Genomic DNA, 15,212 nt, shown 5'->3' with positions numbered 1-15,212 from the left:
ACGAGTTCTGTCTCAAGGAGTCCTGAGGAGCCCTACGAGGGCAGAGCCCCGAGCTTTCCGTCCAGTGCCTTGTCCAGGTCCCACACCGCCAACGTCGTCTTGAGGTCACAGCCGGGCTCGTCATCGGGTCGGTACAGGCCGGGCAGCCCCGGACAGCCCCTGTGCGCCTTGAACTGACCGGTGAGGTGTTCGACGAGGGACTCGTCGGCATGGCCGCCGAGCAGCAGGTAGGCGCGGACGATCACCGCACGGTCATAGACGCTTGCGCGAGGCCCCGGGTCGTCTGCCCACCGCCTGAGCGCGTCCGCGGTCAGCCAGCCGGGTATCCGGTCCCCCCGGCCGTCCTGGTGCAGGCCGACCACCAGCGTGGCGGCCGCCTGCGCACCTTCCAGACCGTCAACACTCCAGCGCGTGACGGAGGGAATCGGTACCGGTACGCCGGACTCCTCGCAGTTCCACACCGCACGCTGCCAGTCCGCCACGTTGTCCGCGGTGACCGTGGCCGGCACCGTCGACGGATCCTGGCACAGCGCAGCCTCCTGACGGGAAAGCGGCTCACCGCCGGCGCTGTGATCGAGCGCGGCCATGGTCAGCCGTGCGGCGCCGTCGCGGGGTGCGTCCTGGGAGCCGGCCTGTTTCTCGGCCGCGGCCAGCAGACGTTTGTCCCGCACAGTCCATCCGGCCACGCTCCGCAGCCGCTGCACGAACAGCGACGCGTCGGGCGTGCCGAGGTAGGAGGACGGGTCACGCACCGTTCCGTCCGGCATGCGCTCCCGCTCCAGGCGGCGGGTGACCGCCGGGAACGCCCTCTGGGGGCTGCCGGTGGCGCGCAGGATGTGCACCAGGCTGTAGAGCTGCTCGTAGTCGAGGCTTTCGACGTTGTGGGACAGGGCCTGCTGCCATGTCTTCCGGTTCACCTGCGGCTTCTCGCCGGCCGACTCCTGGAGCAGTACGTAGTTGTACGTGTCCTCCAGCAGGGTGGCGCGTTCCTGGTCCGGCCGCTCGGTGAACCCGCTCGCGTCCGGAGCTCGCATGGACGTCAGGGAGGCGGGGACGGGCTTGCCGAGCAGATGAAGGCAGCGTGCCAGGACCGCGGCATCGGCCAACGTAGGCTTGATTCCTGCCAGTTGGGCAAGCCAGCGGGCCGTGGCCACCTTGTCGGCAGCAGGAAGCTCCCCGAGGGATCCAGTGGCCGCCTCCACCTCCAGCGCGGCCCAGGTGGCACCGAGGCGCCCTTCGTCGCTCTTCTCCTCGAGCGCGGGATCTTCGTACCACCCCGTGCCGGTCCGCAGTTTCTCCACGCTCCGCGCGTCGCCCGGCCCCAGTACCCCCGACACCCCGGCGTCGCGCAGAGGGACAAGCCAGTACCTCCCCCACAGCGCAGAGGTCGTGACCGCGTCGGAGCGCAGCGCCGCGGCCGTCTTGGCGTCTACGGTGACCTTCGGCTTCGCGCCGGTCTCCGCCAGGATGCGCAGCGCGTAGGACTGGGCTTCGGGGCTGCCGCGCTCTTCCCTCAGGAAGGGGTGGTAGTACAGACCGTTGGCCTGGCTGACGAGGGTCTGCAAGTAGGCCGGTTCCGTGCTTTCACGGTGGCTGCCCTGCGAGGTGCAGGACGCGGCCAGCATCATGACGCAGGCCGAGGCAGCCGCCCACGTCGCCTTCCTCGCACCTTTCCTGGCGTGAGACATGCTTGTTCTCCCCCCGTAAGCGAACTCTGCCCCCGCCAGGAGGCGGGGGCAGAGACGGTCAGCTGGTGTGCGGCGTCAAGCGCGGATCAGGAGGCGCCGGCGTAGACGCACTTCTCCGTGAACTTGATGCGGCTGGTGATCTGGGCCGAGCCGCAGGACTTCGTCGACACGTACACGGTCAGCCTGCTGGGCTTCATCTGGCCGTAGGTGTCCGAGATCCACTTGTGCCCGCCGTAGTTCTTCCAGCGGACCGTGCCTTGCGACCTGCTGTTCATCGTCAGCGTCGCCTCAGGGTTCTTCGAGATCGTGAGGGAGACGCTGATTCCGTGAGCGGCCAGGATGGCCCGGTTCTGCACCCACTGGGCACTGTCGTGGGACCTGCCCTTGTACAGCTTGGTCGACGCCTTCCAGTCGCAGGCGGTCACGTACGCGCCACAGTGCCAGGCGTTCACCTGCATCTTGTGGCCGCCCGGGATGCTCCAGCTGTTGGAGGCCGACGTGGCGTGCGCGGGCGCGGCCGAGAACAGCAGCGCGCCGGCGGCCACCGCGGCGGCGCCGCCAGAGGCCAGACGCGAGAGGTTACGCATGATTTCTCCCCGTAGAAGTGGAAATACTTCCTTGACCATGCGCCCGGCACCGCAGTCGGCACCCGCACGCATGTTCAACAGATTTCTACGGCCTCGCCACGCCCGTCACCATCGCACCTTCGGGCACCCTGCCCTCCAGGGCTACCAGCCCAACTCAGCTCAGCTCCGCTTCGCGCACGTCTTCTGCTTCGTCAGACCCGACACGATCCCGGACACCTTCCCGATGACGGCGTCCTGGTCCTTGATCTGCTGCGACACCGTGACCTCGGCCGCAGGACTACGCCCGTACGACAGAACCGTCTTCACCCCGTCATGGGTCTTCCTCGCGTTCACGACCCAGTCGACGCCCTTCACCGACGTGCACGAAGCCGACTCCGGAACGTCCGAGATGTTCCCGCACCGGAGAACCACATCACCGTCTCCCCACACAGCCGTCCCCTTCTGGTCGGAATCGCTGCGCTTGTAACCCCCCAGCTTCTGTGGGGCCTTGCCCACCAGACCGGAGCACGCGGCACTGTCACCCCCCGGAGCCCCCGACACGTTGTAAGAACGCGACGAGGCCCCGCAGGCCGCAAGAGCGGCGGCACACACGGCGATCACACCGGCCTGTGCCAGACGCCGGGCAGAGGTCATCTCCATGAGTCATCCCTTGTCCAGGTAACGCAGCTATGGGTTCTCTTCGGCGAAGGCCGCCCGGGGTCAGTCCTCGCGGACGCTGAGCAGGTCGCCGGGTTGGCAGTTCAGTTCGCGGCAGATGGCGGTGAGGGTGGAGAAGCGGATCGCCTTCGCCCGGTCGTTCTTCAGGACGGAGAGGTTGACCACGGTCACCCCGACCCTGGCCGCCAGTTCGGAAAGGGTCATGCCGCGCTCGGCGAGCAGCCGGTCCAGGTGGACCTGAACCCGGTGTTCGTCCTCTGGCGGCATCAGACCAACCCCTCGGTGTCGGCGCGTAGCTTCGTGCCGCGCCGGAAGACCTCGCCCAGGGCCAGGATGAGGAAGGCGAGCAGGACGTACTCGCCGGTGAAGGTGACCGAGAAGGGGATCTGTTCGGCCATGGGGGTGCCGCTCACCAGCGCCTGCGTGGTGAGCGCCGGCAGCACTGGGGAGAGGACAGCCTGCACCAGCACCGTGAGCCCTATGACGCTCAGACGGCGGGCGTTCTTCGGCACGAAGACGTCGCCGTCGCGCAGGGTCCTGGCCATCTGGACGAGGAGGGCCAGGACGAGGAGCAGCAGCAGGCTGCCGATGACGTCCGGCAGCGCGAGCAACAGGCGCCGGGCCAGGTCGGGATGGGCGAAGACGAGGTCGGCCCGGTGGGTGCCGGTGAGGGTCATGCCGTGGCCCGCCACCGCGTCGGTCACGGTGCCCGGTACCTGGGTCGTGGTCGCGGTCTTGACCTCGCGGCTGTCCACCGGGTCGATGAGGCCGACCACCCCGAGGACCGGGACCAGCACCCCGAATACGCCGACGAACAGAGTGGCCAGGCCCAGAGCCACCTCGAGCAGTCGGTTGTCGGTCCGGCTCCACCAGGACTTCGTACCCATGGTTCCCCCTGTCGTCCGCAGCGCACATATCGCTTATCGATAGTATCGATAAGCGATATGTGCGCTGTCAAGCTCAAGGTGTGACGGCGGGCCGGACGGGCCTCACGGGAGGAAGGCGAACGAGATCCTCAGGGCCGGTCGGTGAGGCTGCCGTGATGGGCGTAGGCATAGAGGGCCGCTTCAGTGCGGCTGGATACTTTGATCTTGGTCATGAGGTTGGTCAGGTGTGCTTTGACGGTGCGTTCGGCGATGCCGAGCCGACGGCCGATCTCGCGATTGTCGGCGGCGTAGCCGAGCAGGGTGAGGACTTGGCGCTCCCGGGGGGTGAGGGAGGGAATGGCATGGAGGTCCCCGGGAGTGGGAGGAGCGGCTGGGATCGAGCTGAAGTCCTCTTGTGGTCCCGTTCTCTGGTTGTCCGTCGTGCGGTAAGTCACAGCGGTGGTCTCCCCGTTCGTTTCTGTCTGACCGCTCTAGCCGGTTGTCCCCTTGCTTTTGTCGGGCTGCTTGCCTGCCGGGGTTTCGGCGCCGGGCGGCCGTTGTGGCGGCACCGTGGTCTGGTCGATCGGGCTGCGGTGCCGCACGATAGTGCCCCCTGCACGGCGCGCCTCCATGCCGATACGGCTGGCAAATACCTTGTGGGCAGCGGCCGTTGGGGTCGCTCCCCGCGCCCGGAGACGCCCCAATCATGGGGCAGGGTGGTTAGTAAACGATCGATAAGGGCCTAAGTAAAGGGAGTTGAGGCAGTGTTGAGGTTGCCTCACGGGCAGATGTCCTTCGGTGCGATGCCCGATCGTCCAGTACCGCACGACGGAGCCACCGCCCCCGACCTGCGGATTCCGGTGCCTTGATTCCCTACACCACCTGGCGGGACGCCGTCCCGGTTCGCCTCACCGTGGGGCGGTCCCAGCTGGGGCGCTTGCGCCTGCGACTCCAAGCCGAGCGACTGTTGCCCACGAAGACATGGGCGGGATCGACGACGAAGCCGCGCCGTTCGGCGATCTCGCGGCAGATGCGCTCCTGGCGGTACTGAGGTTGCCCATGGTGGGCCTGTTACGCGACACGCGAATGAGTGCACGAGAGAGGCGTCACCTGGGTGACGGGCACGCCGGACCTCGTCACCGCCGTCCGGTCGGCCAGGCAGTTCCTGACCTACGTCAGCGCGGGCCCTTCCAGTACGCGATCGCCGAGGCGCTGCGCCTGCCGGACTCCTACTTCGCCGGATTCCGCGCCGACCTCCGCCGCAAGCGCGACCTGCTCGGCGACGGCCTGCGCGCGGCCGGGTTCCAGGTCTACCAACCCCAGGGCACGTACTTCATCACCACCGACATCACCCCCTTCGGCGGGAAGGCCGCCTACGCCTTCTGCCGATCCCTCCCCGAACGCTGCGGCGTCGTCGCCATCCCCAACTCCGTCTTGCCTCGCCGCGGAGAGTGATCGCGTGGTCGTCGGAGACCTGGAGCAACTCATCCAGATCCCGGGGAGGCCTCATGAGCCGGTCGGGATCGCAGGCGATGACGTGCCGGAAGCTGCAGTTCCGAGCCTCCCCAGACAGGTGGCCCCGGTCGTGCCACTGCCGCTTGCGGTGGGGCCTGGTAGCACGGGGGCCCGGGACGGTGGGGAAGGCGCGCCGAAGTGGGGGAAACCGCACTCGCCCAGGCGTGTAAAGCTCGCAAATACCCCGTAAGGGACGCACAGTTCGGGTGTGACCCACGCCAGTACCCTTCCGGCCCCCGCCGCCCCGAAGCCCGGCGACGGGGGGCACGGCCGTCCGGCGCGCCCCGCGCACGGACTGCCCCCTCTCGCGCAGGCGCTGGCGCTGTTCGCGACGGCGCGACTCGTCGGCGTTCTCGTGCTCGCCGGAACCGCCTGGGCGGGCGGCAAGCGCCCCCTCGCCCTGCTCGGGCGGTCCTGGGACTCGCTGTGGTACCTGGGGATCGCGGCGCACGGCTACGGACGCACGCAGTACTTCAGGCCCACCGTCGTCCACAGCGATCTGGCCTTCTTCCCACTGTATCCGGGGCTGATCCGCGCTCTCACGACGCTGACCGCGTTGAGCGGCGGCGCGGCGGGGCTGCTGGTCGCCTGGACCGCCGCCGCGGTCGCCGCCTGCGGGATCTACGCGATCGGGGCCCGGCTGCACGGCCGCGCCGTCGCCACCGTGCTGGTCCTGCTGTGGGGCCTGCTCCCGCACTCGATCGTGCTGTCCCTGGCGTACACCGAGCCCGTCCTCACCGCCTTCGCCGCCTGGTCGCTGTACGCGGTGCTCACCGAGCGCTGGCTGTGGGCGGGCACGCTGGCCGCGCTCGCGGGCATGTCGCGGCCGAACGGGCTCGCGGTGGCCGCTGCGGTGCTGGCCGCGGCGGCGTGCGAGGTCTGGCGGCGGCGCGGACGGGTTTCCCACAGGCTGTGGACGGGCGCCGCGCTCGCGCCGGTCGGCTGGGGCGGCTATGTGCTGTGGGTGGGCCGGCGCGAGGGAGACCCGTTCGGCGGCTATTTCGAGGTGCAGCGGCTGTGGGGCTCACGCTTCGACTTCGGCGTCGGCTCACTGCGCTTCGTCCGGCATCTGCTGACGCACGGCGACCGTTTCGTGTTCCCGATGACGATGGTGGTCGTGGCGGCGGCCGTGCTGCTGTACGCGCTGCTGATCGCGGACCGTGCCCCGCTGCCCCTGCTCGTGCACAGCGGGGTACTGCTGCTGATCGCGCTCGGCGGCTCCGGGTTCTTCGAGTGCAAGCCGCGCTTCCTGCTGCCCGCGTTCCCGCTGCTGCTGCCGCTCGCCCGGGCGCTGGTCCGGACGGCAAGAGCCCGGCCCTGGCACGCCGTCCTGGTGGTCGGCGCCCTGGCCGGGCTCTCGTTCGCCTACGGCGCGTATCTGGTCGTCATCGCGCACACGCCGTTGTAAAACCTGGTGGGAGGACTACTCCTCGTCGTCCTCGGGCTTCTCCTCCGCCTCGTTGACTTCCTGCTCGAGGCCGAGCTGCTCGACGAGCCACTTGTCGAACTCGATGGCGGCCCGCACCCAGCTGACCGTCGACGAAACGAAGTGCTCGAGGGCGACGCCGGTGCCGATCAGCATCTGTGCCTCGCCGATCAGGCGGACAGTGCCGTCGTCGTGCGTGTGGCTGTAGACCTTCGGCCACAGCGTGCGGCGGTTCCAGTCGTCGATGGACTCCAGCAGAGTCGGCTTCTCGTCGATCTGGTGCGGCCGGTCATAGAACGTCCGCACCGAGAAGACCTGCTGGTCCCCCTCGCCGCGGAACATGAAGTACGTACGGAACTCCTCCCACGGCGCCGCGAGGTCACCCTCGTCGTCGACGACGTACTTCAGCTCCATCTGATCCAGGAGCTGCTTCACGAGGTCCTGATCCGGGACGACGGGGCCCGCCGGTCCGCCGGGCTGCGGCTCGGGCTGGCCCCCGAAATTCGGAATCGAGGACGGGTCGATGCTCACCGTGTATTTCCCTTCGTACGGATGCTGCCATCCTCCCCCATCACGGGCGGTCAGTGGCAACCCCCACAGGCAAAGGCACGGACACCACCACCAGGAGTGTGTATCCGCTGCGGCCAGTGACGACGGCGCCGCCGGGACCGGCGCCGTCGACCGCTGAGAATCAGCCCGTCCGGGCTACTGCGCGACCCCCACGATCAGGCCGTCCCCGAAGGCGTCCACCCGGACCGTGTCGCCGTCCTTGACCTCGCCCGCCAGGATCTCCTTGGCCAGCCGGTCGCCGATCGCGGTCTGGACGAGGCGGCGCAGCGGCCGGGCCCCGTACGCCGGATCGTTGCCCTCGTCCGCGAGCCAGGCCAGGGCCGCGTCGGTGACCTCCAGGGTGAGCCGGCGCTCGGCCAGCCGCTTGGCGAGGCGACCGATCTGGAGCCCGGCGATGCGCTCCAGCTCCTCCTTGTCGAGGGCCGAGAACACCACGAGGTCGTCGAGGCGGTTGAGGAATTCTGGCTTGAAGGAGGCCCTCACGACCTCCAGGACCTGCTGCTTCTTCTCCTCCTCGGAGGTCAGCGGCTCCACCAGGAACTGACTGCCCAGGTTGGAGGTCAGGATGAGGATGGTGTTGCGGAAGTCGACCGTGCGGCCCTGTCCGTCGGTGAGCCGTCCGTCGTCCAGCACCTGGAGGAGGATGTCGAAGACCTCCGGGTGCGCCTTCTCGACCTCGTCCAGCAGGACGACGCTGTACGGGCGCCGGCGCACGGCCTCGGTGAGCTGGCCGCCCTCCTCGTAGCCGATGTAACCGGGAGGGGCGCCGACCAGCCGGGCGACGCTGTGCTTCTCGCCGTACTCGCTCATGTCGATGCGGATCATGGCCCGCTCGTCGTCGAAGAGGAAGTCCGCGAGGGCCTTGGCGAGTTCGGTCTTGCCGACGCCGGTCGGGCCGAGGAAGAGGAAGGATCCGGTGGGGCGGTCCGGGTCGGCGATGCCGGCGCGGGTGCGGCGTACGGCGTCGGACACGGCCTGGACGGCCTCGCTCTGACCGATGAGACGGCGGCCCAGCTCCTCCTCCATGCGCAGGAGCTTCTGGGTCTCGCCCTCCAGGAGGCGCCCGGCCGGGATGCCCGTCCAGGAGCCGACCACGTCCGCGATGTCGTCGGGGCCGACCTCCTCCTTGACCATGGTGTCCCTGGCGGCTTCCTCCTCCGCCTCGGAGGCCTCCTCCAAGTCCCGCTCCAGGGTGGGGATCTCGCCGTAGAGCAGCTTGGAGGCGGTGTCGAAGTCGCCGTCGCGCTGGGCGCGCTCGGCCTGGCCGCGCAGCTCGTCGAGCTTCTCCTTCAGCTCGCCGACGCGGTTGAGGGACTGCTTCTCCTTCTCCCAGCGGGCGGTCAGGCCCCGCAGCTCCTCCTCCTTGTCGGCGAGGTCGCGGCGCAGCTTCTCCAGACGCTGCCGGGAGGCGGGATCGGTCTCCTTGTCGAGGGCCAGCTCCTCCATACGCAGCCGGTCCACCGCGCGCTGGAGTTCGTCGATCTCGACGGGGGACGAGTCGATCTCCATGCGCAGCCTGGAGGCCGCCTCGTCGACGAGGTCGATGGCCTTGTCGGGCAGGAAGCGGGAGGTGATGTACCGGTCGGAGAGGGTGGCCGCGGCGACCAGCGCGCTGTCCGCGATCACGACCTTGTGGTGGGCCTCGTAGCGGCCCTTGAGTCCGCGCAGGATCGCGATGGTGTCCTCGACGGACGGCTCGGCGACCAGGACCTGCTGGAAGCGGCGCTCCAGGGCAGGGTCCTTCTCGATCCGCTCGCGGTACTCGTCGAGGGTGGTGGCACCGACCATCCGCAGCTCACCGCGGGCGAGCATCGGCTTGAGCATGTTGCCGGCGTCCATGGCGGAGTCGCCGCCCGCGCCCGCGCCGACGACCGTGTGCAGCTCGTCGATGAAGGTGATGATCTGCCCGTCGGAGTCCTTGATCTCGGCGAGGACGGTCTTCAACCGCTCCTCGAACTCACCCCGGTACTTCGCCCCGGCCACCATGGCGCCGAGGTCGAGCGAGACGAGCCGCTTGTTCTTGAGCGACTCGGGCACGTCGCCCTTCACGATCCGCTGGGCGAGCCCCTCCACGACGGCGGTCTTGCCGACGCCGGGCTCGCCGATGAGGACGGGGTTGTTCTTGGTGCGCCGGGACAGCACCTGCACGACCCGGCGGATCTCCTGGTCCCGGCCGATGACCGGGTCGAGCTTCCCCTCGCGCGCGGCGGCGGTGAAGTCCGTACCGAACTTTTCGAGCGCCTTGTACTGGCCCTCGGGATCCGGGGTCGTCACCCGGCGTCCTCCCCTGCTCTTCTGGAACGCCTCAAGCAGCTTCTTCGCACTGGCGCCCTGCTGGGAGAGTACGTCGCCGCTCGGGCCGCCCTTCGCGGCGATCCCGATGAGGAGGTGCTCGGTGGAGAGGTACTCGTCCCCGAGCTCCTTGGCCTTGTCGGCCGCCTCGGCGATGACGGCGAGCAGCTCGCGGTTGGGCTGCGGGGGCGCGACGGTGGATCCGGTCACGCTGGGCAGGCCGGCGAGTACGCGCTCGGCCGCGGCCCGTACGGCGGCCTGATCGGCGTCGACCGCGGCCAGCAGGTCGGTGATGTTCTCGTTCTCCTGACCACCGAGCAGCGCGAGCAGCAGGTGGGCAGGGGTGAGGTCCGGGTGCCCCTCGGACACGGCCCGGCTGGTGGCCGCGTTGATCGCGTCCCGGCTCCTGTTGGTCAGCTCGGCGTCCACGTTCGCGTTCTCCTCCTCAATACGACCCTGATGTACGGACTGACTCGCCCAACGTACACAAAGTTGAGTCTATTCCACTCAAGGACGGCCCGGGAAGCCATGGCGCGCACGGGTGGGGGTACATTTCCGACCATGAGCGCATACCCGGTGGACCCCCACGATCCCGACCCCACGTACCTCACCTTCTGGCGGGAACGCCATCTGTGCACCCTCACCACCCTCCGGGCGGACGGCAGCCCGCACGTCGTACCCGTCGGGGTTACATACGACCCCGAGGCGGGCCTGGCTCGGGTGATCACCAACAAGTCCAGCGCGAAGGTGGGGCACGTACTGGCCGCGGGGGCGCAGGGGGCGCGCGTCTCGGTCTGCCAGGTGGACGGGCGCCGGTGGGCGACGCTGGAGGGGCGCGCGAGGATCGCCACGGACCCCGCGCGCGTCGCGGAGGCGGAGCGGCGGTACGCGGAGCGGTACGGGAGGGTGCCCTCGCCGAACCCCGACCGCGTGGCGATCGAGATCACCCTGACCTCGGCAATGGGCCACGGCTGACCGGCCGGGGCACGGGATCCGGCTGCCCGGCCCCTGGCATGGGCCACGGCTGACCGGCCGGGGCACGGGATCCGGCTGCCCAGCCCCTGGCGCGGGGGGTCGGCCGACCGGCCGCGGGCGCGGAGGTTCGACCGACCGGTCCCAGGCGCGAGACCCGGCTGACCGGCCCCGGGCGAGGGAGTTTGGCTGCCTGGTCCCGGGCACGGGGGTTCGGCCGACCCATCCCGGGCGCGGGGTCGGTCGGCCGATCCCGGGCACGGGGGTGCAGCTGGCCGGTCCCGGGCGCGAGACCCGGCTGACCGCCCCGGGCGAGGGAGTTGGACTGCCCGGTCCCGGGCACGGGGGTTCGGCCGACCGGCCGCGGGCACGAGACCCGGCTGGCCGCCCCGGGCGTGGAATCCGGCTGACCGGCCCCGGGCGCGAGACCCGACTGACCGCCCCGGTCACGGGACCCGGCCGAGCGGTCTCGGTCCACGGGACCCGGCCGAGCGGTCTCGGCTGTGAGGCCCGGCTGATTTCAGCCGTTGTGGAGATGGCATGAAGATGGGCGGATACCTGGATCTTTCGCCCAAAACTGCAGCGGCGTCACCGTGTTCAGGTCACGGTGACGCCGCTGCGGGGGGAAGTACCTGCGCGATCTACTACGACGGGGGAATCGCGTCAGGCACTGCGGGGGGTGGCTGAGATGGTCCTTACGTCCGGGACTTCCGGCTCGGCCAGCTGGTGGTCACGCTGGTCGAGGTTCACAAAAATCATTCCGTACCGAATGGCACATCGCACGGGCTGCGGCGCGCCGCGCGGGCGCCGCAGACACCGGTACGCCCGGACGTCCTCGTCGTCGTCCCGGGTGACGACTACCGGCTCTCCGAACACCGTCACCATCAACGAGTCGCCAGTGTGGGGAATGGCGGTGGCCAGGTCGATGAAGTGCCATCCAGAGCGGTAGGCGGTGGCCATTTCTCGACGGAAGGAGCGGTCGTCGGGTGGAGTGGTCACGTCAGCCTCCAGCTCCCTCTGCCGTGTCCACGGGCGTGGTGGACACGGCGACCGCCGGCCACTTGCTGTCCGCTCGCATGTCGCTCTTCGTACCGGATAGGCCACTCAGAGCTCCGATGGCCACAACGGCAGAGAAGGCAGCGACAAGCACCGAGCGAAGCATTCTGTTACGCATAGTCGGCTTCGTCCTCACTTGAAGGTCCCCTCTTCCCCCGTCGGATACGACGATGGCTCATTCGGGCACGTCATGGCCACACAATCGGTGCATCATGTTCCTGCACGTTCAGGACCCTGGGGGGTGGAGATTTGGCAACGAATCGGACTAAAGCGACACATCCCCATGCGGTGACCGAACTGTGTGAGGAAGGTGGCCGACTTTATGCGCATGCCCTGCGCACCGGACGTATCGCCCGCGAAGACGTAAAGTCGGCTTCCTGTCTGATGGAATTGTCCCTTCTTCACCCTGATCCCGATGACCCGGACTGGCTGCGCCCCGTACCTCCGGCAGTCGCCCTGGCTCAACGGCTCAACCCCCTAGAGCAGGAGATAGCCGAGCGCAGGCGCTGGTCAATCGAACTGTCCGATGCTTTCGAGCCGTTCATGGCGCTCAGCACGCAGACGACGGCGACCACGCACTCGATCACGGTGCTGGAGGGCGGCGACCGCATCAACGCGGCGCTCAATCTGGCCACGGCCCAGTGCCAGACCGAGATGCTCACGGTCCAGCCGAGCAACCGGTTCTCCGAACGCAGCGTCCTCCAGGGGCTGGAGCGCGACCGGCCGCTGACCGAGCGCGGGGTGCGCATCCGGACGCTCTATCAGCACACGGTCCGCTACGACCTGGAGCGGCTGGCCTACGTGGAGCAGCTCTCGAACGGCAAGGTGGAGTACCGCACCATCGACGAGCTGGTCGAGCGCCTGATCATCTGCGACGAGACCGTCGCCTTCATCCCCACCCGCGACGACCAGCAAGTCGCCCTGGAACTCCGCAACCCGGGACTCGTCCGCTACCTGATCAAGGTCTTCGAGTTCATGTGGGGCCGGTCCGTCCCGCTGAGCGCCGGCGCCCCCTACGAGACGGCCCCCGACGGCATCACGGAGATCCAGCACTCCATCGCCAAACTCCTCGTGGAGGGGCACGTCGACGAGGCCATCGCCCGCCGCCTCGGCATGAACGTCCGCACCTGCCGCGCCCACATCGCCAAGCTGGCCACCGCCCTCGGCAGCGGCAGCCGGGCCCAACTCGGCTTCCTCATCGCACAGTCGGGGATCCTGGACCAGGATCGCTGAACGAGCGAGGAGGTGCACCACACATGACAGCCGAGGCACACAGCCACGGAGTGGACGAGGTGTGCGAGGCCGGCCGCACCTTGTACGAACGCGCGTTACGCAACGGCGGCGTACTCACCCATGAGGCCAGGGACGTCCCCTGCCTGATCGACCTCGGCCTGCTCCACCCGAGCATCGAGGACCTGGAGTGGCTGGAACCCACGGCGCCGGCCGTCTCACTCCACCAGCTGCTGCGCGACATCGAGGACCGCATCGCGGACGAGCGGCGCCGCGAGGCCCGGCTGGCCGCCCTGTTCGAGCCCCTCATGCGTATCGACGGCCGGCACACGTCGTCCGCGTCGGACACCCCGACGCTCAGGGTCCTCAGCGGTTCGGAGCGGATCAACCGGGCCATCACCGAGGCCATGGCCGAAGCGACCCGGGAACTCCTGTGCATCCAGCCCCACACCGGCCACACCGGTCGGCGGAGCGCGGTGGCGCAGGCCCGCTCCCTGACCCGCGACCAGGATCTGCTGAGCCGCGGAGGCCGCATCCGCACCCTCTACCAGCACACGCTCCGACACGCCCCGTCCCTCCTCGCCCGCTATGAGCAGCTGCGAGGCGACGCCGAGGCCCGTTCGCTCGACGAGGTCACCGACCGGCTCATCGTCGTGGACTGCGCCATCGCCTTCATCCCCGCCAACAAGGACGGCTCCCTCGCCCTGGAAGTCCGCCACCCCGCCCTCGTCGACTACTTCGTCACCACCTTCGACCGCCTCTGGCGCCTGGCCACCCCCATGTATCCCCAAGCCGTCCAACGCCCGTCCGTGAACGGCGTCACCCCACGCCAGCGCGCCATCGCCGGCCTCCTCATAGAAGGCCACACCGACTCCACCATCGCCGACCGCCTCGGCATGAACGTCCGTACCGCCCGCGTCCACATCGCCAAACTGGCCGCGACCCTGGGAAGTGAGAGCCGGGCGCAACTCGGCTATCTCATAGGCCGGTCGGGGATTCTGGATCAGGAACAGGAACAGGACCAGGAGCCGAGCCGGGAGCGGTGAGTGTCTGGAGTTCCGGGGAACGCGGCGGCCCGTCCAGCCCCGCCTGCGCGATCCGCACCCCCAACTGCGTACGACTCGCCGCGCCCAGGGTCTCCGAGAGGCGTGCGATGTGCGCCCGGCAGGTACGGACGCTGATTCCCAACCGCTCCGCGACCACCGCGTCCTGGTGTCCCTCCGCGAGCAGTGCCGCGATGGACCGCTCGCGGTGGGTGATGCCGTCGATGCCGGTCTCCGGGAGCGGCGCGGCGAGCGGGATCGCGAGCCGCCACAGCCGCTCGAAGACCGTGACCAGGTAGTCGACGAGGGCGGGGTGGCGCAGTTCCAGGGCGATCGTGCGGTCCGCGTTCGCCGGGATGAAGGCCACCTTGCGGTCGAAGAGGATGAGGCGCTCGACGACTTCGTCGAGGGTACGGGCCTCCGCCGCGTCGCCCATCAACTCCATGTAGTTGTGCAGGCCCTGGCCGTGCCGGGCCACGTGCGTGTAGAGGTCGCGCATGCGCACGCCCCGCCGGCGCATCTCCAGCGCCCGGTGCAGTCCCTCGGAGAGTTCGTCCTCGCGGCGGATGCCGCCGGGCTGCACGGTGAGCACCTCGGTAGCGCACGCCTCGGTCGCCTCGTCCATCGCGGCCCGGATCCGGGGCAGTCCGTCGAGGACGCGGATCGCCACGCCCTCCGTGGGCGCCTGGACGCGTCCGCCGAGACCGGCGTACCACTCGAACGCGGCCACCGCGTCGCCCACCCGCGTCTGGCTCGCGCTGACCTCCTCGTACACCCCGCGCAGCAGCCGTGTCATGACCTCCTGCGGCGAGGTCGGCACCAGCCATCCCATGTCGTCGGGGTCCGGATGCAGCAGCGCCAACTCGACAAGACAGGGCACCGTCTCGGCGTCCTCGCGCGGCACGCGTCCGCGCCGCACGGCCCGGGAGTACACCCGGTCCCCGGCCTCGCACAGTCGGTCAGCGCCGTGCGGATGCCTGTCCCTCCTGTGCCCGGCCATCTTCCACCCCTGGCTCCAGCATCCTCGCGATGCGACGCCTCCGCGCCGTCCGCAGCGCAACTATGCGCGGACCCGACCGCCATCGCAACACGGCTGCGCCCTTCGTACGCCCCCTCTCGCCCCTGTACGTACGGAAATATCCCCACCTCCGCACGGCGCTCTGCAACAAGATGACGGTGGTCGGGGTGCGCGACCCGGTGCCATGGTGGACCCGGTTCACCGGGGCGACACGGCGTCCTGGCCCGCCCTGGCCGGACACTCCTCGTCCGGCCAGGGCTCTCCAACCCCCGTCCGGATCACGCGAACTGCC

At 69.4% G+C, this 15,212-nt stretch carries 14 protein-coding genes and 1 pseudogene; 5 read left to right on the top strand and 10 right to left on the bottom strand.

All coding sequences use genetic code 11. From position 1 onward, the window contains the following. Nucleotides 1-32: 32 nt before the first annotated feature. From ACZ7M3_RS25630 to ACZ7M3_RS25605, 6 genes are all read right to left on the bottom strand, one after another. Nucleotides 33-1,688: a hypothetical protein gene (locus ACZ7M3_RS25630; RefSeq protein ID WP_472065832.1), complete on the bottom strand. Its 1,656-nt coding sequence runs from the start codon at nucleotides 1,686-1,688 to the stop codon at nucleotides 33-35. Nucleotides 1,689-1,774: 86 nt separating this feature from the next. Further along, a complete protein-coding gene (locus tag ACZ7M3_RS25625) occupies nucleotides 1,775-2,275 on the bottom strand; it encodes a hypothetical protein (RefSeq protein ID WP_099942548.1) in 501 nt (166 codons plus the stop codon). Between the two features lie 159 nt (nucleotides 2,276-2,434). Further along, nucleotides 2,435-2,914 carry a DUF3515 family protein gene (locus tag ACZ7M3_RS25620; protein ID WP_067374156.1) on the bottom strand — a complete coding sequence of 160 codons (480 nt, stop codon included), beginning with the start codon at nucleotides 2,912-2,914 and terminating at the stop codon, nucleotides 2,435-2,437. A 60-nt stretch (nucleotides 2,915-2,974) separates the two neighbouring features. After that, nucleotides 2,975-3,199: a helix-turn-helix domain-containing protein gene (locus ACZ7M3_RS25615; protein ID WP_067374159.1), complete on the bottom strand. Its 225-nt coding sequence runs from the start codon at nucleotides 3,197-3,199 to the stop codon at nucleotides 2,975-2,977. After that, nucleotides 3,199-3,819: a DUF2975 domain-containing protein gene (locus ACZ7M3_RS25610; RefSeq protein WP_472065830.1), complete on the bottom strand. Its 621-nt coding sequence runs from the start codon at nucleotides 3,817-3,819 to the stop codon at nucleotides 3,199-3,201. The genes ACZ7M3_RS25615 and ACZ7M3_RS25610 overlap by 1 nt, the downstream gene beginning before the upstream one ends. 128 nt (nucleotides 3,820-3,947) lie before the next feature. Then, nucleotides 3,948-4,253 carry a helix-turn-helix domain-containing protein gene (locus ACZ7M3_RS25605; protein ID WP_355304362.1) on the bottom strand — a complete coding sequence of 102 codons (306 nt, stop codon included), beginning with the start codon at nucleotides 4,251-4,253 and terminating at the stop codon, nucleotides 3,948-3,950. A gap of 650 nt (nucleotides 4,254-4,903) precedes the next feature. Here ACZ7M3_RS25605 and ACZ7M3_RS25600 point away from each other — a divergent pair. Next, a pseudogene (locus tag ACZ7M3_RS25600) lies at nucleotides 4,904-5,232 on the top strand (aminotransferase class I/II-fold pyridoxal phosphate-dependent enzyme); the annotation flags it as partial. A 289-nt stretch (nucleotides 5,233-5,521) separates the two neighbouring features. Further along, a complete protein-coding gene (locus tag ACZ7M3_RS25595) occupies nucleotides 5,522-6,721 on the top strand; it encodes a hypothetical protein (RefSeq protein ID WP_358734102.1) in 1,200 nt (399 codons plus the stop codon). A 15-nt stretch (nucleotides 6,722-6,736) separates the two neighbouring features. On the opposite strand, the gene ACZ7M3_RS25590 is transcribed toward ACZ7M3_RS25595, so the two are convergent. Beyond that, on the bottom strand, nucleotides 6,737-7,270 hold the full coding sequence (locus ACZ7M3_RS25590; protein WP_266432058.1) for a YbjN domain-containing protein: 534 nt from the start codon (nucleotides 7,268-7,270) through the stop codon (nucleotides 6,737-6,739). 174 nt (nucleotides 7,271-7,444) lie between these two features. After that, nucleotides 7,445-10,030 carry an ATP-dependent chaperone ClpB gene (gene clpB / locus ACZ7M3_RS25585; RefSeq protein WP_472065829.1) on the bottom strand — a complete coding sequence of 862 codons (2,586 nt, stop codon included), beginning with the start codon at nucleotides 10,028-10,030 and terminating at the stop codon, nucleotides 7,445-7,447. A gap of 132 nt (nucleotides 10,031-10,162) precedes the next feature. Here clpB and ACZ7M3_RS25580 point away from each other — a divergent pair, with 132 nt between their 5' ends. Further along, the gene (locus ACZ7M3_RS25580) at nucleotides 10,163-10,576 is read left to right on the top strand and encodes a pyridoxamine 5'-phosphate oxidase family protein (RefSeq protein WP_472065828.1); all 414 of its coding nucleotides are present in this window, start codon (nucleotides 10,163-10,165) and stop codon (nucleotides 10,574-10,576) included. Nucleotides 10,577-11,236: 660 nt separating this feature from the next. Here ACZ7M3_RS25580 and ACZ7M3_RS25575 read toward each other — a convergent pair. Then, a complete protein-coding gene (locus ACZ7M3_RS25575) occupies nucleotides 11,237-11,533 on the bottom strand; it encodes a Rieske (2Fe-2S) protein (RefSeq protein WP_179436836.1) in 297 nt (98 codons plus the stop codon). Nucleotides 11,534-11,878: 345 nt separating this feature from the next. Here ACZ7M3_RS25575 and ACZ7M3_RS25570 point away from each other — a divergent pair, with 345 nt between their 5' ends. Then, a complete protein-coding gene (locus tag ACZ7M3_RS25570; RefSeq protein WP_095853470.1) occupies nucleotides 11,879-12,862 on the top strand; it encodes a helix-turn-helix domain-containing protein in 984 nt (327 codons plus the stop codon). A 23-nt stretch (nucleotides 12,863-12,885) separates the two neighbouring features. Then, a complete protein-coding gene (locus ACZ7M3_RS25565) occupies nucleotides 12,886-13,905 on the top strand; it encodes a helix-turn-helix transcriptional regulator (RefSeq protein ID WP_472065827.1) in 1,020 nt (339 codons plus the stop codon). Here the strand turns inward: ACZ7M3_RS25565 and ACZ7M3_RS25560 are convergent. Further along, nucleotides 13,838-14,902 (bottom strand): helix-turn-helix transcriptional regulator, encoded by a 1,065-nt coding sequence (locus tag ACZ7M3_RS25560; protein ID WP_067374186.1) that lies wholly within the window; start codon nucleotides 14,900-14,902, stop codon nucleotides 13,838-13,840. The genes ACZ7M3_RS25565 and ACZ7M3_RS25560 overlap by 68 nt on opposite strands. Between the last annotated feature and the right edge of the window lie 310 nt (nucleotides 14,903-15,212).

This window comes from Streptomyces sp. NPDC111656 (genome assembly GCF_055656965.1).
Note: the sequence above shows the minus strand (reverse complement) of the source record. Positions and strands in the feature narration are given on the sequence as shown.

Excerpts from the sequence above, each read along its gene's own strand:
- ACZ7M3_RS25630 (WP_472065832.1), bottom strand. The coding sequence starts at position 1,688 with ATGTCTCACGCCAGGAAAGGTGCGAGGAAGGCGACGTGGGCGGCTGCC.
- ACZ7M3_RS25625 (WP_099942548.1), bottom strand. The coding sequence starts at position 2,275 with ATGCGTAACCTCTCGCGTCTGGCCTCTGGCGGCGCCGCCGCGGTGGCC.
- ACZ7M3_RS25620 (WP_067374156.1), bottom strand. The coding sequence starts at position 2,914 with ATGGAGATGACCTCTGCCCGGCGTCTGGCACAGGCCGGTGTGATCGCC.
- ACZ7M3_RS25615 (WP_067374159.1), bottom strand. The coding sequence starts at position 3,199 with ATGCCGCCAGAGGACGAACACCGGGTTCAGGTCCACCTGGACCGGCTG.
- ACZ7M3_RS25610 (WP_472065830.1), bottom strand. The coding sequence starts at position 3,819 with ATGGGTACGAAGTCCTGGTGGAGCCGGACCGACAACCGACTGCTCGAG.
- ACZ7M3_RS25580 (WP_472065828.1), top strand. The coding sequence starts at position 10,163 with ATGAGCGCATACCCGGTGGACCCCCACGATCCCGACCCCACGTACCTC.
- ACZ7M3_RS25575 (WP_179436836.1), bottom strand. The coding sequence starts at position 11,533 with ATGGCCACCGCCTACCGCTCTGGATGGCACTTCATCGACCTGGCCACC.
- ACZ7M3_RS25565 (WP_472065827.1), top strand. The coding sequence starts at position 12,886 with ATGACAGCCGAGGCACACAGCCACGGAGTGGACGAGGTGTGCGAGGCC.
- ACZ7M3_RS25560 (WP_067374186.1), bottom strand. The coding sequence starts at position 14,902 with ATGGCCGGGCACAGGAGGGACAGGCATCCGCACGGCGCTGACCGACTG.